This window comes from Bacteroidota bacterium (assembly GCA_016713925.1).
Lineage (GTDB): Bacteria > Bacteroidota > Bacteroidia > AKYH767-A > OLB10 > JAJTFW01.
Genome location: JADJOH010000006.1, coordinates 254,459 through 276,045 on the forward strand (window position 1 = coordinate 254,459; position 21,587 = coordinate 276,045).

Sequence of the window (21,587 nt, forward strand, 5' to 3'; positions counted from 1 at the left end):
ATTTAGGGAGATGGGATTTAATTATCCTCCTATTAATCCAAAGTGATTTGGTAGAGTGTATTAAAATTGAATAAATCGACGCTATTTTAATACCCTGGATTTCAATTATACCCTTTCTGTCACAGTTCTGAAATGTGAATAGAGTTTTCTCTAACTAAAATTGACCCTTAAAAGTATTGCGTCACTTTCATTTTTCCAGTACATTTGAGAAAGCCAAAAAAGCCTCCCCATGTCAGTAGCTAACATCAAATCATTCAGGATTGAAAGGATAATTCTAACCCTTGCCGTTCTAAACTTCATGTTTGGCGGTTCACCTTCAGTCATGGCTCAGGGTTCCTGGCTTGATTGGCAAAACGAAACCACCTCACGCCTCATCCTTACGACAGTCGCGAACAGTGATGGGGAAGAGAAAGATATGTGGCCCGCTGATCTGAATAATGATGGACGGGAGGATCTTATTGTCGTACGAAAAGAGCCCTTCTCCAATTCCACCCAACCCGGGAAATCCAATCTCCTTTTGATGAATGTCAACGGTGTATTTACAGATCAAACCACACTTTTTGCTCCTGAATTTATCAGTAACGTGAATTTCGCCCGCGATGTATTTGTGGGAGATTTTGACCACGATAACTGGAAGGATGTAATCATCGCCAATACGTTCAGTCAGCAACCGATGTACTATCGCAACAGAGGAAATGATGCTTTGGGCAATTGGCTTGGTCTGGTGAATGAATCTTCCCTGCGTTTTCCGGTACTCACCGATGATTCACCTTTGTTTTGCGCTGTATGGGGCGGTGACGTCACGGGAGATAATCACGCGGATATTTATTTCGTCAATTATAAACCTAATTCATCGGGAGGCATTGCAAAAGACTATCTCCTTATCAATAATGGAAACGGGTATTTTACTAATGAAAGTCAGGCACGTTTAGGAATATTGCGCAATTCAGCCTTCGGTACAGCTGTTCAGTTTGCCGACATGGACAATGATGGCGACAACGATATTATTAAAAACACAACCCTTTACAGTGTTGCTCCCTGGAATGCGAGAGGAGTTATTTTACTATTTAACAATGGTTCGGGTACTTTCACCAATTGGCAAAACCTGGTCACCGCCGCCTCACCTTACATGTTCGAAATTGCGGATTTTAACCAGGATGGAAAGAAAGACCTTTACGTGGTGGACGACGGTAGTGATTATATACTCACCACTAATTCTTTTACAGCTGATACGGGACTATTTATCACGCGCACGAATCTTAACTTCAGTTCATCAAACGGATTTGGTGGCAACGTACACGCCGCTGACCTCGATCTCGATGGTGACCTTGATATCGGAGTAGCGGATGTGGATGTAGATATCCCTCCTTGCAACAGCAGTCGCCGCATGGCCATATACCGCAATGATAATGGCGTGTTTACTAACCCTAACGGAGTAACGATATTCCCCTGGACAGCCAATAGCTATGATTTTGCCTTTATTGATGTCAATGGGGATGGTCTGAAGGATGTGATCTCCGGCTCTTGTGCAGGGTATATCCTTGGTATGAATGATAATTGTGGTTTGGCTCCCCTTTCGGCCGATTATGATCTGGATGGCCTTGCGGATGCCTGCGATCCATGTCCTGCTAATCCGGATCCTAATTGCGCACCCTCCGTTGATTATCCCACTGTAAGTACAACAGGATTAAGTGTTGCCCGACAGTGGAACGAGTTGTTACTTGCCTCGATTCGAAAAGATTTCGCACGTCCCACAGTTCATGCCCGCAATCTTTTCCACCTTTCGGCTGCCATGTGGGATGTTTGGTCAGCCTATGATTCTACTTCCTGCGGATTTCTCCTTGGACAGACCGTCAATAACTTCACCTTACCTTTTAACGGAGTACCTGTTCCTGCTTCCGTCAGTTATGCCCGGAAAAAAGCTATCAGTTATGCGGCTTACCGTTTGTTAAAGCACCGTTTTGCCAATTCTCCACAAGGAAGTTTATTGCTTAAAGCGTATGCGGTACATATGGATTCACTGGGATTTGATACTGCTTATGTTTCTACAAATTATGCAGGTGGTAACCCCGGTGCACTTGGAAATTATATTGCACAAGGGTATATTAACTTTGGCTTGCAGGATGGTTCCAACGAACAGAATGCCTATACGAATACAAGTTATGCGCCGGTAAACCCATCGCTAAATGTGGATGTGCCCGGAAACCCCAATATTGTAGATTATAATCGCTGGCAACCCCTTACATTGAATCTCTTTATTGATCAGAGCGGGAACCCCATACCCGGAGCTACACCTCCCTTCCTGAGTCCTGAATGGGGACAGGTAGTACCTTTCGCACTTAGTCCTTCCGATTTGACGGTGAATACCCGCAATGGATTTAATTATAAAGTGTACCATGATCCGGGTGCACCCCCATGTTGCAAATGAATGGTGGAGGTACTTCTCCGCAATATAAATATGGTTTCGAACTTGTTTCTGTTTGGTCATCGCATCTTGATCCTTCTGATAGTGTGAAATGGGATATTTCTCCTGCAACCATGGGCAACAGAAATAACCTGCCAACTAACGTGGCCGACTATCCGAATTTCTATAACCTGATTGACGGAGGAACCAGCAATACCGGTTATAGTCAAAATCCGGTGACCGGTCAACCCTATACTCCTAATCTGGTGCCCAGAGGAGATTATGCCCGTGTGCTTGCTGAGTTTTGGGCAGATGGACCTGATTCCGAAACACCTCCCGGTCATTGGTTCACCCTCTTTAATTATGTTACTGATCATCCTCTACAAACCAGAAAATTCAAAGGAGCAGGTAACCCGCTTGATGCATTGGAATGGGACGTAAAAGGCTATTTTGCTTTAGGAGGTGCAATGCACGATGTGGCGATATCCGTGTGGGGCATTAAAGGATGGTATGATTATTTGCGTCCAATTTCAGCCATACGTGCCATGGCCGACCTTGGTCAGTGTAGCGACTCCACCACGCTCTCCTATCATCCCGCCGGAATAACACTCATCCCCGGATATATTGAACTGGTTCTTCCCGGAGATTTACTGGCCGATGGAGGTGCCAATGTAGGGAAGATAAAATTATATGCATGGCGAGGGCATTCTGTCATTGACAATGTGGATGTGGATGAAGCCGGAGTGGGCTGGATTCTGGCTGAAGATTGGATGCCTTATCAGCGACCTTCATTTGTTACTCCTCCATTTGCAGGATATATATCCGGCCATTCCACTTATTCCAGAGCGGCCGCTGAAATACTTACAAAGATGACGGGTAGTAAATATTTTCCGGGTGGTTTGGGAGTATTTACTGCCGTTAAAGATCAGTTTTTGGTATTTGAAGATGGACCCAGTCAGGATATTCAATTGCAATGGGCCACTTATCAGGATGCCGCTGATGAATCATCACTCTCCCGAATTTGGGGCGGCATACATCCTCCCTGCGATGATATTCCGGGGAGATTGATTGCAACCACTATTGCCGATGATGTGTTTTCAAAAGCTGAATTGCACTATAACTGCTGTCAGCTTTTGTTACCTGCAAAACCGGGTGGAATAACTGTTGCAGGTGGTGTAGCTAAAGTTTGTCCGGGAGAGTCCAGAACATACAGTATTGCTGCGGTTCAGGGTGCTACTGCCTATGAATGGATTGTTCCTGCAGGTGCTGTTATCAATAGCGGACAAGGAACAGTTTCTGTCAACGTTTCTTACAACCCCGGATTTACAGTTAACGATTCTCTAAAGGTCAGAGCCATGAACACTTGCGGTGGTGGAGAGTACCGGTCATTGTTGGTCAGAAGAAATATCCCCTCTGTCCCCGGAACGATTTCAGGTCTGAATTCAGGTCTTTGCAATGTAACAGCAATTCCTTATTCAGTATCACCGGTGAACGGGATGCTATATAACTGGAGTTTTAATGCACCCGGTGCAACGATACTTTCAGGACAGGGGAACCCGTCTGTTCAGGCCAACTTCAGTGCTGCTTTCAGTACTGCTATGTTGAGCGTAACTGCTCAAAATGGTTGTGGTATTAGTGCGGCACGTACGCTGGCAGTGAAAGCTATCCCTGCGAAAACATCAGTTGTTTCCGGAGCTGCTTCGGTATGTGCAAATCAACAGGCAGTGCCTTATTCAATAACACCAAATAATCCGGTTACATCTTATCTTTGGAAAGTGCCTTCAGGTGCGAGAATTTTCGATGGAACAGTCTTATCCACCACCACGTCGCTCACCACCACTTCACCTTCCGTTACCGTTAATTTTAAAACGACAGCCGGAAATATTTCTGTGTATGCAGTGAATACCTGTGGACAAAGTGAAGTAAGAAGGAAAGTGGTTTCGATGCCCTGCCGTGAAGGAGACGTGGAGGATAGCTTTAATGTATCTGCTTTCCCTAATCCTTCTGCAGGCGATTTTATTTTTAGCATAGAGGGACGCGGAACAAAAAAAGTACATCTTCAACTGTATGATATCCTCGGACAATTGATTTTTTCAAAAATTATAACGGATAACAGCTACTTGCTTCAGGAACACTCATTACCTGCCGGAATCTATACCGCTGTGTTTACCACAAACGATGATCAGCGTTCACTCCGGATTATAAAGCAGGAGTAGAGAAAGTGCATCCCTTAAATTTCCCCGGTAAGAATTTAGCTTGCCGGGGATTTTTTATTCCATTGTTTCAAGTGGTTTTTAAAGTATAGACCGGTAAAAGAATTAATTACGGTAATACTTAAAATTCACGATAAGGATTTAAGGTTTGTTCAGGTTCTTCGCCTTTTATTAAGAACTCCCGAAGCTGCAGGGCCATCCACGGACCCATTATGACCCCTTTTGAACCAAGTCCATTAAAAATATAGATTTTATTATTTTCCTTATGTTTTCCAATAATTGGCCGCCGGTCTTTTGTTGAGGGACGAATGGAAGCAAATTGAGAAGAGATCGTATACGGGACATCTATCATCTTACCCAATGCGGCTATGATCTTGTTTCGTCCTTCTTCCGTACTTTCTTCATCGATGCGATTGAAATCGTAGGTGGCACCCGTTAGATATTCTAATCCGCCGAGCGGTATTATTTTCATTGCACCGTGAATGACCATATCTTTCGGTAAACCATGGGTATTGATTTGAAGAATCTCTCCTTTACAAGGGTTAAACGGAAGATCTGAAAATAAGGGATGACGAATAGCATCCACACCGCTACAGTCAATGATCGCACCCGCAGTATATTCCTTCCATTGAATTTTATCCTCATGAAAATGGACCTGATCATATTCCAGCAAACCTTCTTCAAAACTTCCCGATTTCATCAGGTACCTGCGTAAAGCATCTGTAAATCGGCGCGTATCCACCCAGCCACCATTCACTACCCAGCGTCCACCGTGAGAAGCCAAAACTCCCTTGGGAAGTTGCCCCGGACCACATTCTTCTTTCACATAATCTGACATGCCTTCATCAGCACTTCTTCCGGCCCAGTCGTTGCGATGACCGGCATCGTTGAAAAGTTCCAGTACCGGATAATCTTCAAAAAAACGTTCTCCCAGTTTATCTTCAATCTCTAAATACGTTTTACGCGCAAAGGGAATAAACAAATCGGCATTCCATGATTTAACAATTCTTCTTCCGGTAACAGGATGGATCAATCCCGCCGCAATTTTCGAACAGGTATTTTTCCGTACAGGATCTACTACCAGCACCTTTTTTCCGGACTGCAATAAAAACCATGCAAGCAAACTCCCCGCAATTCCCTGGCCTCTGATGATGTAATCGAATGTGTTTGTTGACAAGGAGTAGTGATTATATTAGAATATTGCTTTTTGCTACCGGCCACCGGCTACCGGCTACCGGCTACCGGCCACCGGCTACTAGCTTTTGGCTGCTGGCTTAACTTCATTGCTTCAAGATTCTAAATGAAAGAAAGGACTGATTAAATCATTTATAGCCTAAGGGTGTAAGGCGAGTGAAAACCATGAAGCAGAATCGCGAAAAGCGATACGCTTCATGGTAAACCTTAAACCTTAAACCTTAAACCTTAAACCTTAAACCTTAAACCTTAAACCTTAAACCTTAAACCTTGAACTTTAAACCTTAAACCTTAAACCTTAAACCTTAAACTTCGTTTAAGGTTTCTCGCCTTTGTAGGAGACAATCGCTATCTTATCACCCATCGGACTCATGGCTATGCGATAGAAATTGCCGATGGTTTCGCTGAAGTCACCGATGGATTCCCATTTAGCGCCTTCTGATTTTGTATCGAACATGTAGAGTACACCTTTATCTCCGCAGTAGATTTTTTCATCGGGTCCCCAGCAAAAATCTTCTACTCCATCCGGCAATTCACAAACAGGCATACGTTCTTCTGTAGCCATCTCAAATTTCATGACGGTATTCTTTTTATCAGAACCCTTTTGAACATAACTCAGATTACTGCTACCGGGAATTCGCGCTAAACATCTGCCGAAACCTCCCTGCATTAAAATAATGGCTTGTTGTGGAATCATATCGAATTGCTGTAGCATGCCGCCAGCACCATCGAGCATGTACGCACCAATGGTGGTGTCGTTCATCCAGCAATAATAGGCGACGGAATCTTCATTGGGAGTGAGCAGGTCAAAGGAGGAACCATCCAGACTCATCTCATATAATTTTTGTGATTTCTCCATTTCCACTCTGATTACGGAGAGCTTTCCCTTAGCATAAGGAATAGGCTGTGGCTGATACTCGCTTTCAGGAGTATTGGATACCTGTCGGATTATTTTTTTTCGGACATGAAATTCATAAATATCACTCTGCAAAGTATCGGGCATACTGGCATAGTACAGGAACTGTCCATCTTTGGAAAAACAGGGCTGATTGTCGTAATGCTCATTCTGGGTCATCCTGTAGGAGTGGTGGCGAGGGTCTTATTATTTTTTTGTGTGATATCCAGTAACCAGATTTCAGACGAATGTGTTTGACCGGCAACCATCCCGGTAATGAACATGAGTGTAGCTATTAGCTGTATTTTTTTCATATGCGTTTTAGACTTCAGTTACAATATTAGTGATTTCGAATTGTAATGTCAAATGGATAGTTATTGTTCTTTAGGGCGATTTTCGGGTGATTTGTTTACTCTTAAAACCTGGCCTTATTCCAATCCTGGTCTTTTGACTGTTGATATATTGACCTTCAATGATCAATGTATCATCATTCAAGGTTACAAGTGCCGCTGAAGCAAGGGTGTTCCCGAAATCAAGATCTCTGTCCAGTGTTTTATTGTAGATACCAAACTTCTGAATGACCTTGTACCTGACCGGCAAATCTATAGTTTTGATCATACTTTGCTGCTCCACCAAATAATAATTTTCCTTGAGATTGAACTGTTGTTCTTTTCTGTAGATTCCATAATTCCCACTGATGGAATAAAATAATAAAGAAGGAGACCAAAAAAATAAACCGATGGTTAAAAGGTAAGCTCCCAGATATAATTTGACAGGCAGGGAAAGATATTGGTTTTTCAAGGCCCAAACGGAAAGTGACAATCCACTGCAAACAGCGAACAGCATGAGATATTCACTGATGGGTTGCCCGGGGAAAGTGAATGCAAATATCACCGTAAAAATGGCAAGTACAAGATGTAATGCCAGAGGCATGCGAATGGATTCGTCACGGAATTTGCGGGAAGTGATCGCCAGTAATAAAGAAAGTACAATGGAAATGATATACAGGCAAATCGTAAGTATCAGTTGAATGGCTCCCATCTATTTCCCGAATTTTTCTTTAAAAAGGCTTCCAGTCCAAAGAGCTCATCGCGGAATTTCGCTGCATCGATGAAGTCCAGCTCACGCGCCGATTTTTCCATGTTCTTTCTGGCGGTTTGTATGGCTTTGTCCAATTGTTCCTTCGTCATGTATTGGATGACCGGATCCGCTGCCACATTGGCTTCATTCTTTTCGATATAGGCATTGGAAAGATTGCTTTTGTTGTTTTCAAGATGAGTGTGAATCCCTGACTTCGGCTTGTTAAGAGCAGTGGGGACAAGTCCATTCGCTTCGTTGTAGGCCATTTGCTTCGACCTTCTGCGATCTGTTTCTTCTATTGTTTTCTGCATGCTTTCTGTAATCTTATCTGCATACATAATTACTTTTCCGTTGAGATTTCTTGCTGCTCGTCCTGCTGTTTGTGTGAGCGAACGATTGGAGCGTAGAAAGCCTTCCTTATCTGCATCCAGGATGGCTACCAACGATACTTCCGGTAAATCAAGTCCCTCTCTCAAAAGATTGATACCAATCAACACATCAAATACACCGAGTCGAAGATCTCTCAATATCTCCACCCGCTCGAGTGTTTCCACTTCCGAATGAATATAGCGGCAACGGATATTCAATTTCGTCATGTACTTCGCCAGCTCTTCCGCCATCCGCTTGGTCAGTGTGGTGACGAGCACTCTTTCTTCCCGTTTGATTACCTTTTCAATTTCCTCGAGCAAATCATCCACCTGATTGCCAACAGGGCGCACTTCGATAGGAGGGTCGAGGAGTCCCGTTGGACGAATGACTTGTTCTACAATAACACCTTCGCTTTTTTGCAACTCATATTCTGAAGGAGTAGCACTCACATAAATTATTTGCTGAATGATCGACTCAAACTCTTCAAATTTTAAAGGACGATTATCAATCGCTGCGGGTAATCGAAAACCGTAATCCACGAGGTTCACTTTTCGTGACCGGTCTCCACCATACATCGCTCTGATCTGCGGTACGGTCACGTGACTCTCATCCACCACCATCAGAAAATCTTCAGGAAAATAATCCAGCAAACAGAACGGACGCTGACCAGTAGGACGACCATCAAAATAGCGGGAATAATTTTCTATCCCTGAGCAATAGCCCAACTCGCGGATCATCTCCAAATCAAAGGTCACACGATCTTCAATCCGTTTTGCTTCCAGCGCCCGGCCATTTTCCTTGAAATAATCCACCTGCTTCACCATGTCCTCCTGAATATCATAAATGGCTTGCTGCTGACGGGAGGGAGAGGTCACGAAGATATTAGCAGGGAATATGGCGAGATGTTCATGTTTCTCATATTTCTTTCCTGTAGAGGGTTCGATGGTAGCAATTTCTTCCATCTCATCTCCAAAAAAACTCAGACGGTAGGCGAGATCCATATAAGCCGGAAAAACATCTACCGTATCGCCTTGAACTCTGAAGGTACCTCTCTTAAATTCAGCACCGGCTCTGGAGTATAAACTGGACACCAACCGATGCAAGAGCGCATTCCTGCTGATCTTCATCCCCGACTGAATACGGATAATATTCTCTGCAAAATCAGCAGGATTTCCCATACCGTAAATGCAGGAAACGGAGGAGACCACGATGATATCTCTTCTGCCGGAGAGAAGCGAAGTGGTTGTACTTAGCCGGAGCTTTTCGATTTCCTCATTGATGGATAAATCTTTTTCTATATAGGTATTCGAGCTCGGGAGATAAGCTTCCGGTTGATAATAATCGTAGTAGGAAACAAAGTATTCGACCGCATTTTTAGGGAAAAACTGCTTGAATTCACCGTAAAGTTGAGCGGCGAGGGTTTTGTTATGGCTCAGGATAAGAGTAGGGCGATTCACATTTTGAATCACATTTGCAATCGTAAATGTTTTACCTGAACCGGTCACGCCCAACAGGGTTTGGGCCACATCCCCGTTTATTAAACCATTGGTTAGCTGTATTATAGCATCCGGTTGATCACCGGTTGGTTTAAAATCAGAGGTAAGTTCAAAATCCATCGCGTCAAAGATAAGGTACACTATCCCATCTTGTTAAATTATTAAATGCTTGTTTCATAAGACCTTCATTCTTTTTCTGCGGAGGAATACTGCAATTTTGTATTTTCGCGCCTCCAATATTTATATAAATGAACCTCAAAAAAAGCTTATTACCTGTTTTGGCAGCGGCCTTTATGGTGGCTTCCTGCAACGCACAAAACAAGAAAACCGACATTAAAATGAGCAGCACAATTGATTCAGTCAGCTACGGACTAGGTGTAGCAATCGGAAACAACCTGAAAAACAGTGGATTTGATTCTGTGAAAGTAGACATCATGTCCCAGGCATTAAAGGAAGTTTTTGAAGGCAAGGCGACCATGAAACAAGAAGATGCTGACAAAATCATTCAAGGCTACATGGCCGAAAAGGAAAAAATGAAAGGACAAGAGAACGTTGCGAAAGGAAAAGCATTCCTGGAAGAGAACAAGAAAAAGGCCGGCGTACAAACTACGGCTAGCGGCATGCAATACATTGTTATGAAAGAGGGTACCGGTGCTAAACCAGGCCTGAATGACAAGGTAACTACACATTACCATGGAACATTAATTGACGGTACTGTTTTCGATAGTTCTGTTGAGCGTGGACAGCCTGCAAGCTTCCCTGTTAGTGGTGTTATTCCGGGATGGACAGAAGCGTTACAAATGATGCCTGTTGGTTCTAAATGGAAATTATTCCTGCCTTCTGAGTTAGCTTATGGCGAGCGTGGAGCAGGTGGTAAAATCGGACCAAACAGCGTATTGGTGTTCGAAGTAGAATTGCTTTCTATAGATGCTCCTGACGCACCTCAAGGTAAGTAATCCGAATAGTAATAAAAATAAAATTAGCCGGCTCATTAGGGTCGGCTAATTTTTTTTGCGCCTGTCGAAGTCAGATAAACAATTTCAAATTTTAATAAGTGTTCTTTTCAGGCGATTCTCCAATTTGGAGGATAGACAGATTTTGTAAAAGGTCTTGTCTTTACCAATTGCCGGAGGATTTGTATTCTGGAAGGTTCTCCGAAAAGCACTCTTTTTTTCTTGTACTCATTCATGAGGGATTCCTGTTCTTCATTTTTCGGAAGAAAGTATCCTGTACAGAATTCGTTCATCAACATGTTATTTCCCTTATTTTAAAACAAAGCTACATGTAGAAGGCCCCTTTTCAGGGATACATTTGATCAGAGATAAGAATTGATGGGTAGTTTGTAGGATAAGGAGGGTTAATAGTGGATCATTGAATTTATCTGTCGGGGCGACCCTTGTGGTCGCCATTTACAAGGATCGGAAATAACATTATTCTCATCTATTAGCGAGTGCGAGTAACAGAGCGTGGAAGAGAGCGAGTAACAGAGCGAGTACGAGGGAAATGAATCTATTTCATTAACCGTAAAACAAATTTTCTCAAAAACAGCGGAGGGTACTTATACCCCTTTGCCATTCGTTGACCCATCTCCTGATATTCCTGAGCGGTTGCTTTTTCTGTTCCTAATCCATCCACGTACCTGTTAAACATGCAAAATGCTGCAGCAATGAGGATGGTATCATGAATGTCTTCATCAGTAGCCCCGGATTTTCTTGCAAAATCAATATCAGTTTGTAGAACGGCTGTACCACTCATCCTCACCTTTTCTGCAATCTTTAGAAGGAAAATTAATTTTTCGGATAGATGTACTGATTCATTATTTCTCAAAAAATCAAGGGCTGCTTCTGATTGTCCGTTCAAATGCACTTGCATGGCTGAGGTATGGGAGTTGCAGCAAAATTCACAGTTATTGAGTTTGGAAACGTAGGCAGCGATGAGTTCTCTTTCACCTGGATTCAATCCGGAAGGTCCGTGTAAGAGGGTGTGTGCCAGATTGGATAAGGCCTTACCAGTTGCACCTTTATAAAAGAGAAGTTCAATGATGCCCGGTTTGTTGATTCCTGTTTTGATGTAAGTCATGAGTTTAATTTTATATAATTTTATAGAATAGGGTTGAGAACACTTTTAAAGAGAAGTGGTGATGGATATAGATGTTTGTTTTATTTAAATACTGGTTTCGTTGTCTAAAAGCCATAACAGGATTCAAAAGCAGTATTAATTCCATAAAAATTATTTTAAAGATATTCTTCTCGTAGATGGAGGGACGTTACATGAAAGGCACCTATATCTACTGGAGAAGAGGCATGACAAGAACAAAATGGCATAATAAAATACCCATAAATAAATCGTCTTCCAGAAATAGGTAGGGGCGTTACATGTAACGACCCTACCTTGTCCAGATCATCAGCACCATAATCGGGCGAATAATCGATAGCATCGTGAATTCACTGTATATTAGTCAAATCATTTGCTTTTAAGTTTCGCGATGATCTGATCTTCGACTTTTCCTTTCAATTTCAAAACCGAATCAATCTCACTATTGGGAATGGTCATTGAAAGTACATATTGTTTTATCTTCCAATTATTTTCCTCTTTCATCAACACCCCCGATCCCCGGCATATTTTCATTTGAGTTTCAAGTAATTCATCAAACCAGGCTAAGTTTCCTGTTTTGTCAAAAAACACATGTCGTTCAAGTGCTTTAAAATTCCATGTTTCTTTTTTATCAAAATAGGGTTTAGACCATTCCATGTATTGTGACTTATTCCAGTTTTCAGTAGCATCAGTTCCCATGAAAACTGCATCCTCCGAAAAGAAATTGAAATAAGTGTCAAAATCGGCATTCGCTGCTGCTATGTTAAAAGAGTCTAGCAACGTGTTGATTTCAATACGTGACTGAGGTAGCGAAGTAGTGTCAGAAGGGATCACTTCATGAGTAGTAATTTGCTCGTCGCGATTAGAACTACATGAAGAAAATAATATTAAAATTCCGGTGTATAGTATTAGTTTGAATTTTGCTTTCATTGGTTTTCGATTGTGTGGGATAATATATTGAAATCAGATTCTTTTTCCTCTTAGCCAAAGTAGAAAAAAGGGGTTATACTTTTCTCTTTATAATGCTTCAGTGCTCTTCACGATGTCATTCATAATTGATAAATGATGTTGGGTATGAATCACTAAAAAACGTATGGTCTTTTTAACTTTCAAATGTCCAAAATAGGGATGTTCAAAATAGTGTTCATTTGGAATATGATGGAGTTCCTGCATTTTTTCTTTCGTCTTTTCCAGATGACTACCCAAACTCATTTCGTCGTATTGCTTCGGTTGGACAATGCCCGGTGCTTTCGCTCTTCCGCGGGGGATTTTTCCCATACTAAAAACAATCAGTTTACTTAACTTGAAACTACTTTTGTATCCTGTAGCATCTGATTTTTCTAATGCGGTGATGATACGGTTAATGGTAAGCAAACTATGTTCAATATGCCAACCAACAGGAGCACCGGAAATGGCAGGTTGAGATTTTGATTGATGGGGCAGTAAGCCTTCTATTTCAAGAAGAAGGGAATTTAATGAAGCCATGGCGGAAAATTAGTTTATTTTTTTGGAAAACTCATTTACTTAATCATTCGAATTCTATTTTCTATAGAGAAAGCAATATAATTATTTAGCGGTTGGCTGATGTGTTACTTCGAAATTCACCGAATTGGCAATGAAGCATAAATCATGTGCGCGTTGATGCAAGGCATTTAATTTTCCGGCGAATTCTTTGTTTTGAAGGGTCACCACAGGATGCAAGGTTACTTCCTTGAATCTCCCTCCTCCGGTTTCCAATTCGATCATGGTGCCCGTCGGATGATCTTCATAATCGATTACAATAACTCCGGCATCTGCACATAAATGTAAAAACCAGAGCATATGACAACCTGATAGTGATGCGATGAGCAATTCTTCCGGATTATGTTTAGTCTTATCTCCACGAAATGCCGGATCTGATGAAGCGGCAATATCCACTTTCTGCTCCGACTGAATGATATGACTTCTCTCGTAAGATTTGTAATCGGAAGTTCCATGGCCGGTATTCCCTGTCCATTTGAGTGTAAGTTTGTAGGAATGTTCTTTTGCCATGGGCCTTGCTTTTTATTCACGGAAAACTATTAATGTGATCCGGAAATGGAATTTTCATGATTTGTAAACGTAGAAATGATGAAAATAAAAATAAGTGATACACTTAGAAAAAGAGTCACCGGCCATAAATAATTATCCGTGCTCAGGTAGCTATTTATCAAAACGAGCAGGAAACCCACAATGATTCGAAGCATTTCCTGCTTTTCAAAATTCTTGCTGACGTTCCGGTTGAATATCAAGGTAACGTTGACCATTGAAGAAATGGCCACCAATGAGATTACACTTATTTCCATGATGGAAAGAAAGTCTTTAAATACTAAAAGGAGGATAATCCCGGCAACGCAACTGATGAGTTGGAAGTAGGCATAATGTACCAGATTGGTAGAAACAGGGATAGCGGAGGAAGTCACGGGTGGAGAAATCGGAAGCATCGCCGTTGGTTTCCATTCCGGTGGCATGAACCAGAGTTTGATTTTATCAGTCCAGCGGGGAGTGCGAAGCATCGTTTGCCATAAAAATTTATAATGACCTCCAATTGCCGTAACCGGATTATTGTCAATATATGCACTCGTAATTCCGAATTTCACCGGTTCTGTTTCATCTCTGTATGTACCAAACAGGCGATCCCAAATGATAAAGTTTGAACCATAGTTTTTATCAATATAGACTTCATTTTTTCCATGATGAACACGGTGAGCCGAAGGGGTGACTAAGATTTTATCGATATATTTTATTTTGGGTATATAGGCTGAATGTTGTAAAAAGTCATAGAGGCCGGAAACTTTAAAAATAACGATGAGGATAATCGGAGAAAAGCCAAACAAAGGAAGAAATGCCCAGAAGATAATCCGGTTGATACCCTGGAAAAAAGAAGTGCGAAACCCGTTGGAAAAATTAAAGTGTTCGGAAGAATGATGAGTAATATGTCCCGCCCAAAGAATGTTGACCCGATGCGACCAGCGGTGGTACCAGTAGGATAAAAAATCGACCGCAAAATATCCCCCTACCCATTGATACCAGACATTATTGTTTTCTATAAGTCGATAGTTGTTGTATACAAATTCCATCACAACAAATAACAATACAAAAGAAATCAGGGAGCCGATTTGATCGATAGCTCCAATCGTAAAGTTCATCACTGTATTTCCGGACGCATAGGTATTATCCTTTTTCCGGTAACTGATGTACCATTCAATTAAAACGAATAGCAGGAAGATGGGTATAAAGAGGGCAGAGACGTTTAACATTTGAGTTTTTTAAATAATAAGACTTTAATAAACCGGAAAATAATTAAACCGGAAGGATGTTTCTTAAGCGCATCGTCTTCTAACGCTATCTGAGAATTAATGTAACTCATTCTGATAAAATAGGAACGGTTCTTACAAAGGTAAGCATAAAAGTTGCAAAATATGTAATTCAAAATTTTCAATTAATCGTCATGCTTTTGATGCACTTTTAGCTTTTTTTACGTTGGTTACCAATTCCATATGTAATATTTGACTTTTGAAATGAAAAGGGGAATTCACTTATTTATACGGACCGGTTTGTAATCTAAAAGGCATAAAAAAAGAAATGTTAATTTTAAAGGTATTAGCAGGCTTTTTATAATTGTATTTAATATTTTCGTTGATGCGCTGCAGCCAAATTGGATATGCAACTAAATAAAAATCTTCTATGAAATTTAAAATTGGTTCATACACGAGTACCATCATCTTTGCCATTCTATTAATTTTCGCTGTCGTTGCTGCCTTTTATCCCGCTGTTCATCCTGATGCTAATGGAGCCTTTGATACAGGTAATCTGGCCTGGATGTTAACTGCATCGGGATTGGTATTACTCATGACTCCGGGGCTTTCTTTTTTTTATGGAGGTATGGTTCATCCGCGAAATATTATATCTACGATGCTTCAGACCTATATTGCGCTGGGAGTCGTTAGTATTATCTGGTATGTATTCGGTTTTAGTCTGGCTTTCGGTGACGATATGGGAGGATGGATTGGAAATCCTTTTACTTTTTTTATGTTTGATAATGTAGGCACGATGCCGCATCCCACTTTAGGGAGCGGATTGCCATTTGTTCTTTTTGCAGCCTTTCAGATGAAATTTGCAATCATCACTCCGGCGCTCATCATTGGTGCATTTGCTGAACGGATTAAGTTCTGGAGTTATCTGATATTTATGTGTCTGTTTACCGTTTTTATTTATTGCCCGCTCGCACATTGGACCTGGCATCCCGATGGTTTTCTTTTTAAGTGGGGTGTTCTTGATTTCGCGGGTGGAACAGTAGTACATATTTCAGCAGGTTTAGCTGCTTTGGCGGGAGCTCTGGTATTAGGACGCCGGCAAATTCATAAAAAGAATGAAAGTCATCAACCGGTGAACATCCCATATGTATTGTTAGGTACAGGTTTACTCTGGTTCGGATGGTTTGGATTTAATGCCGGCTCTGCCCTTGCCGCTAACAGCGTTGCCATAATAGCATTTATGAATACCATGTTAGCTTCTGCTTCAGCGATGCTGTCCTGGATTCTGCTGGATGCTGCTTTAGGAAAAAAGCCCTCAGCATTGGGTGCTTGCATTGGTGCTGTTGTTGGGTTAGTAGCGATTACCCCTGCAGCAGGATTCGTTGATTTCGGTCCTGCCGTATTTATAGGTTTTGCAGCGAGTGTTATCAGCAACTTTGCGGTACATTATAAATCCAAGTCTGATATTGATGATACACTGGATGTGTTCCCCTGTCATGGTGTGGGAGGTATAGTGGGAATGATATTTACTGCAGTATTTGCAAAGGAGGGCGGTATGATTACCGGATCTTTTACATTGATGGGATATCACCTGCTTGCTCTCATCATTATTTCTGCATTTACTTTTGGAGGTTCGTATCTTTTATTGAAACTGACAGAACGAATTACACCTTTGCGTGTACATCCTGAGCATGAATGGATGGGATTGGATATTAGTCAGCATGGTGAGTCCGTAAACGACAATGAATTATAATGAATTGAATTCGCAATTATATTTACATCTCAACAGACTCAATCGATGTTAACCGACAAAAAATTTAATGTAGCTATTATTGATGACGATCAACTGATGCGCGAATTGTTGACAGATTATTTAACATCACGTTTTTCCGGAACTGTTGTTACACATTATAAAACGGGTGAAGAAGCTTTGTCGGAAAATCTCAAAGGTCAACATCTCGTCTTGCTCGACTTCCACCTTTCTTCAAATAATCACCAGGGCAAGAACGGACTACAGGTATTAAAAGAATTATGTTCTACCTATACTGATCTTCCGGTTATTGTATTGTCAGCGCAGGATAATCGGGAAATAGCAATGAATATTGTAAAAAATGGTGCGTGGGACTATATCATCAAAAATGAACTTGCCTTCGATCGATTAGGAATAGAAGTAGCTAAATTGATGGATCGTTCTGACTTTGAAAGTCAGCATTCAGACAGAGTTAAATTTGTTCGATTTTCATTAGTTATGGCGACAGTTTTATTCTTTCTTCTATTATCCTCTAAATTTATGTGATACCAAAGTCGCCGTTTATTTCGATGGATTGTTTGGATTAAGTTCTTTACCATTGTTTATCTTTTCAACATCTATATTATAGGCAAGGTGTATGATTATAGGGGTTGATAGATACGATGAAATGGTAACAAAGGTGTTTAGAAGTTATCCTGACAGAGATGCCTTAATAGATGCATTTCAGTGGTGGAGAATAGGAATGGATTAGATTTTGTGATGTATTTGTCAGATTAAATGTACTACTTTAGTTGAGTATTTTTAAAATTAAAATAGTATGAAATACGACATTCAGGATATTCAATTGTTTGCAGCACTTCACGGTGGTAAATGCCTTAGTAAAGTATATATAGATAAATATTCTCCCCTTTCCTGGATGTGTAAAAGAGGGCATAACTGGGATGCTAGCTATAATACAGTCTATAGAGGTAGTTGGTGTAAACAGTGTATGAAATTTGAAGTACAAGGTCATTATTTACAAGAGATTAAAGATATCGCTATTTCTAAAAAAGGGGTTTGTTTATCTGATAAATATATAAATAAGTCTACGCACCTTCTTTTCAGATGTGAAAATGGTCATGAATGGCTTGCCAAGCCGAATAATATTAAAAGCGGTTGGTGGTGCGCCCACTGTTCTGGAAATGCCAAATTAAACATAGATATTTTTAAGAAGTTTGCGAAAACTAAGGGTGGCAAGTGCCTTTCTAATTCCTATGTAAATGTTAAAACCAAATTATTGTGGCAGTGCAATAAAGGGCATCAATGGAAAGCACCTGGTAATCTTGTCAGAATTTGCAATACATGGTGCCCTTTCTGTGCCAAAAACCGAAAATTGAGCATTAAAGATATGCAATCGTTAGCAAAATCACGGGGAGGTAAGTTTTTGTCAAAAAAATATGAACCTATAGCCAAGATGAAATGGCAATGTAAATATGGTCATATTTGGCTCACCACTTCAAATAAAATCATGCGTGGACATTGGTGTCATGTTTGCGGAAATTATCAAGTAAAAAAGTAATTTGGGAATTATAATCCAAATATTTATACTATTCTGCTTTTACAAAGCTAAAGTAATTTCTAAAGCCCTTCCAGTTTATGTAAATGCTTGACATGATTTCTAATATGCAGGAATTGAATAATTCCCCATGCCATCACTATCAATCCGGCAAAAACAAGAATAGTGTACTCCCAGGTGAGTTCTAGTTTGACCGGTCCGATGAGTTTTGCACCTGCAATTCTTCCCAGATTTCCGATCGTCATGTAAATGGTGAATTGACTGGCAGAAACTTTTTTCCAGCAACATTCCATGGCAATCGAAAATATTCCAATGCAGGCAAAAACGTACAGCAATTGATAGATCATCATGAAACTTGCAATAAACGTTACCGAGGTCCAGTAGGATTTGAGAAGTACAAAGCTTGTTGTCAGAATGATGAGAATGACAAAATAAATATTCATCATTCTTATTTTTCCAAAGCGATCAATAAGAATACCTCCGATGAGCATACCGCCAATACCTCCTGCTAAACTTGCCGTAGCGAAATATTGTGAGTACGCCTGGTCGGACCACCCCAGCGCCTGGACAGTAAATATCGGAAGCAAGGTGGCAATGTAATTGTAGGATCCTTGTGTAATAAATAACAATACCCCCAGCAATAAACTATTTCGCAAACTGAAAACTTTGTACAATGATTTTAAAATAACCGACCAGCTTCCAAGCTGCATTTTTTCTGTTTCAGGAGAGGCTTTCCCATTAGTCCAGGGTAGAAATTTTTCGCCCGGCCGCTCTCTCAGGCAGACCGGTACCAGCATGATGAGCCCAACCAAAATAGATAGTGTTAATACCGCTGATTTAAAACCGTAGGCATTAATCATCCAACTGCCCAATGCAAGTGAAGCAGAAGTTCCAATAATTTTTGCGCCCCACATAAAACCATTTGCTCTGGCTTGTTGATCAGTAGGTACGATATCAATCGCCATTCCATCCGTTGCGACATCCTGAAAAGCACCAAAGCATCCCAACGCAAAGCCGGCTGCCAGCATGAGTTCCGGATTATTCAAGGGGTCGGGAACGAATGCCATTGCGATGAAACTTAAGATTAGCCCTAACTGTCCGATGATGACCCATGGTCTTCGCCGACCCATAGGCAGATAGGTAAATCTATCCATCAATGGTGCCACTACTAATTTAAAACTCCAGGGTAAACCTACTGCAGCGACGAATGATCCAATTTCGCCGGGTGTTTTTCCATGCATGGCCAGCCAGGCCGGAATTCCGAATAAAGCAAGACCTTCAGGAATACCTTGGGCTACATATAAAGCAATAAAATTAAAATAACGCAACGTGGTGTTTTCCGATAGGGCAGGGATGTTACTTTTCATAGAAATAGTAGACGATGTTCAATGTGGTAAAAGTGGCCATGCCTGTGTCGTAAATTAGTAGTGAGATTGTTGCACTAAAATAGATTATTTTTATTTGCGGATATACCCGTTTCTTGAAATGCTGACCTTTACAGATCTGAATAAAATGTGAATCTTTTGCGGGTATTTAAATAGCCATCCCATGGACCGATAGTTTTAATGGATAAGATTCCTAAAGAATGGAGAAGCCCTTACCCGAAATCCTTTTAATATCTCCTTTTAATAGAGAAGGTATTAAAACGAAATCAAGGTATGGGCTTTTTTGCAACAGGATCAGTGAAGGGTTACTTATTTTTCCCCAGATGCATCGTCTCCGGGAGAAAAGTAACAGCACCGGTACTGATGTCATGCGTCCCTCCAATAATACCGATGGATCCGCTTTCAATGAGATCTTTTAGTATAGAACTTCTTTCCATAATAGACTTAACGGTTCTTTTCACATTGATAATTGCCACTTTTTCTACAAACTCGCTATTCGATGAATTGCGGTTATCCTTAATGGTTAGTTCATCATCTACCGCAGGTCTTATTTTGGAGAGCAGGGAGGTCAGGTTCCCCATTTCTACATGGTCGCAGGCACCTTTTACCGCACCGCATTTTGTATGGCCGAGTACAACAATAATCTTTGAACCGGCCACCTTGCATCCAAATTCCATACTGCCAAGGATGTCTTCATTGATAATATTGCCGGCAATGCGGACACTGAAAACATCTCCCAGTCCCTGGTCAAAAATCAATTCTGCAGATGTACGACTGTCAATGCAGCTTAGTATCACTGCGAAGGGGTGTTGACCGTCCGAGGTTTCATTGGCTTGCTGGAGAAGATTCCGGTTAACTTTCAGATTGTTTACAAACCTTTTATTTCCTTCTTTTAATAGTTCTAAGGCCATTTGAGGAGTAATGGCTTCCTGCATCTCTTTCGTCAACGTTTTCATAGTTGTTTTATTTAAGTGATATTTTAAACTCGTTCATGGAATCAGTATTTTCACTTCCTCTAAACGTAGAATAAGGTGTTCAGATTTAACTTTATTTAAAAGATCAGGCAAACTAATATAGCTATTTTAAATGAAGTTTTAACGATGTTGATCAAACAGAATCACATTCCCATCGGGATCTTTAACCATAAAACTGGCAGGCCCTTTGGAGTTTTTATCTGCTTCATTGTCGATAGATATCCCCTTGCTTTTTAATTGCTCCTGAATCTCTCTGACATCATCAAACTTTTCCAAATCTTTTGCATTTTCATCCCAGCCCGGATTAAAGGTGAGAATATTCCCTTCGAACATACCCTGAAACAGTCCGATGAGTACATTCTCGTTTTTCATAATCAGGTAATTCATTTCCATCCCTCCACCGAAAACAGTAAAGCCAAGGTGTTCATAGAATTCTTTTGAGGTCTTAAGATCTTTAACACTAAGACTTACTGAAAATGCTCCGAGTTTCATGTTTTTTTCTGTTAGGATTGATTTATTAGGCGAGAGAATGGTGAATGCCTTTTCAGGTTCAGTCGCATTCAACGTTTTAAAATAGACTCCAAGTCCGAAGGAAAGGAGTAGTCCTGCAATGACGATGATTTTTTTGTTCATGTGGTTGGTTTTATTTGATTATAATTTATACTTCAACTAAATTCCCTCCTTCTGACATTCCGGACATTACTCGCCCTTTTTGTAAAACTATATCACTTCCCCTAATTCCCGTAGGGACGTCATCCTGGTGGACGTCATCCTGGTTAGACCCGTAGGGACGTCATCCTGGTTAGTCCCGTAGGGACGTCATCCTGGTTAGACCCGTAGGGACGTCATCCTGGTTAGTCCCGTAGGGACGTCATCCTGGTTAGACCCGTAGGGACGTCATCC

Annotated in this window: 19 protein-coding genes; 6 read left to right on the forward strand and 13 right to left on the reverse strand. The window is 41.1% G+C overall.

What is annotated here, in order from left to right; translation table 11 throughout:
- Positions 1-229: 229 nt before the first annotated feature.
- Together IPJ86_07485 and IPJ86_07490 are read left to right on the forward strand one after the other, a co-directional pair.
- Complete coding sequence (locus IPJ86_07485; GenBank protein MBK7887132.1) at positions 230-2,428, forward strand: VCBS repeat-containing protein; 2,199 nt, start codon at positions 230-232, stop codon at positions 2,426-2,428.
- Entirely contained in the window at positions 2,416-4,620 is a 2,205-nt protein-coding gene (locus IPJ86_07490; GenBank protein MBK7887133.1) for a T9SS type A sorting domain-containing protein, read from the forward strand. The genes IPJ86_07485 and IPJ86_07490 overlap by 13 nt, the downstream gene beginning before the upstream one ends.
- A gap of 118 nt (positions 4,621-4,738) precedes the next feature.
- Here IPJ86_07490 and IPJ86_07495 read toward each other — a convergent pair whose 3' ends face one another.
- From IPJ86_07495 to uvrB, 5 genes are all read right to left on the reverse strand, one after another.
- A complete protein-coding gene (locus tag IPJ86_07495) occupies positions 4,739-5,794 on the reverse strand; it encodes an FAD-binding oxidoreductase (protein MBK7887134.1) in 1,056 nt (351 codons plus the stop codon).
- 333 nt (positions 5,795-6,127) lie between these two features.
- Complete coding sequence (locus IPJ86_07500; GenBank protein MBK7887135.1) at positions 6,128-6,886, reverse strand: PD40 domain-containing protein; 759 nt, start codon at positions 6,884-6,886, stop codon at positions 6,128-6,130.
- Positions 6,883-7,020, reverse strand: a complete 138-nt coding sequence (locus IPJ86_07505) for a hypothetical protein (protein MBK7887136.1) — start codon at positions 7,018-7,020, stop codon at positions 6,883-6,885. The genes IPJ86_07500 and IPJ86_07505 overlap by 4 nt, the downstream gene beginning before the upstream one ends.
- Positions 7,021-7,090: 70 nt before the next feature.
- Positions 7,091-7,747, reverse strand: a complete 657-nt coding sequence (locus IPJ86_07510; GenBank protein MBK7887137.1) for a hypothetical protein — start codon at positions 7,745-7,747, stop codon at positions 7,091-7,093.
- Positions 7,729-9,771 (reverse strand): excinuclease ABC subunit UvrB, encoded by a 2,043-nt coding sequence (gene uvrB / locus IPJ86_07515; protein MBK7887138.1) that lies wholly within the window; start codon positions 9,769-9,771, stop codon positions 7,729-7,731. Before uvrB ends, IPJ86_07510 begins: the two co-directional genes overlap by 19 nt.
- 218 nt (positions 9,772-9,989) lie before the next feature.
- Here uvrB and IPJ86_07520 point away from each other — a divergent pair, with 218 nt between their 5' ends.
- On the forward strand, positions 9,990-10,607 hold the full coding sequence (locus IPJ86_07520; protein ID MBK7887139.1) for an FKBP-type peptidyl-prolyl cis-trans isomerase: 618 nt from the start codon (positions 9,990-9,992) through the stop codon (positions 10,605-10,607).
- 553 nt (positions 10,608-11,160) lie between these two features.
- On the opposite strand, the gene IPJ86_07525 is transcribed toward IPJ86_07520, so the two are convergent.
- The 5 genes from IPJ86_07525 to IPJ86_07545 form a co-directional block, all read right to left on the reverse strand.
- A complete protein-coding gene (locus tag IPJ86_07525; protein ID MBK7887140.1) occupies positions 11,161-11,730 on the reverse strand; it encodes a carboxymuconolactone decarboxylase family protein in 570 nt (189 codons plus the stop codon).
- A 384-nt stretch (positions 11,731-12,114) separates the two neighbouring features.
- The gene (locus IPJ86_07530) at positions 12,115-12,675 is read right to left on the reverse strand and encodes a nuclear transport factor 2 family protein (protein MBK7887141.1); all 561 of its coding nucleotides are present in this window, start codon (positions 12,673-12,675) and stop codon (positions 12,115-12,117) included.
- Positions 12,676-12,762: 87 nt separating this feature from the next.
- Positions 12,763-13,230: a hypothetical protein gene (locus tag IPJ86_07535; protein ID MBK7887142.1), complete on the reverse strand. Its 468-nt coding sequence runs from the start codon at positions 13,228-13,230 to the stop codon at positions 12,763-12,765.
- A gap of 81 nt (positions 13,231-13,311) precedes the next feature.
- The gene (locus IPJ86_07540) at positions 13,312-13,776 is read right to left on the reverse strand and encodes an OsmC family protein (protein MBK7887143.1); all 465 of its coding nucleotides are present in this window, start codon (positions 13,774-13,776) and stop codon (positions 13,312-13,314) included.
- Between the two features lie 29 nt (positions 13,777-13,805).
- Positions 13,806-15,023, reverse strand: a complete 1,218-nt coding sequence (locus IPJ86_07545; protein MBK7887144.1) for a sterol desaturase family protein — start codon at positions 15,021-15,023, stop codon at positions 13,806-13,808.
- Between the two features lie 427 nt (positions 15,024-15,450).
- Here IPJ86_07545 and IPJ86_07550 point away from each other — a divergent pair, with 427 nt between their 5' ends.
- The 3 genes from IPJ86_07550 to IPJ86_07560 all read left to right on the forward strand — a co-directional run bounded on the left by IPJ86_07550 (position 15,451) and on the right by IPJ86_07560 (position 18,328).
- Positions 15,451-16,773 carry an ammonium transporter gene (locus IPJ86_07550; protein ID MBK7887145.1) on the forward strand — a complete coding sequence of 441 codons (1,323 nt, stop codon included), beginning with the start codon at positions 15,451-15,453 and terminating at the stop codon, positions 16,771-16,773.
- 45 nt (positions 16,774-16,818) lie between these two features.
- The gene (locus IPJ86_07555) at positions 16,819-17,316 is read left to right on the forward strand and encodes a response regulator (protein MBK7887146.1); all 498 of its coding nucleotides are present in this window, start codon (positions 16,819-16,821) and stop codon (positions 17,314-17,316) included.
- A gap of 271 nt (positions 17,317-17,587) precedes the next feature.
- Positions 17,588-18,328: a hypothetical protein gene (locus tag IPJ86_07560; GenBank protein MBK7887147.1), complete on the forward strand. Its 741-nt coding sequence runs from the start codon at positions 17,588-17,590 to the stop codon at positions 18,326-18,328.
- Between the two features lie 59 nt (positions 18,329-18,387).
- On the opposite strand, the gene IPJ86_07565 is transcribed toward IPJ86_07560, so the two are convergent.
- The 3 genes from IPJ86_07565 to IPJ86_07575 form a co-directional block, all read right to left on the reverse strand.
- Entirely contained in the window at positions 18,388-19,692 is a 1,305-nt protein-coding gene (locus IPJ86_07565; GenBank protein ID MBK7887148.1) for an MFS transporter, read from the reverse strand.
- Between the two features lie 323 nt (positions 19,693-20,015).
- Positions 20,016-20,666, reverse strand: coding sequence for a carbonic anhydrase (locus tag IPJ86_07570; protein ID MBK7887149.1), 651 nt, complete (start codon positions 20,664-20,666; stop codon positions 20,016-20,018).
- Between the two features lie 138 nt (positions 20,667-20,804).
- Positions 20,805-21,176, reverse strand: a complete 372-nt coding sequence (locus IPJ86_07575) for a VOC family protein (GenBank protein ID MBK7887150.1) — start codon at positions 21,174-21,176, stop codon at positions 20,805-20,807.
- Between the last annotated feature and the right edge of the window lie 411 nt (positions 21,177-21,587).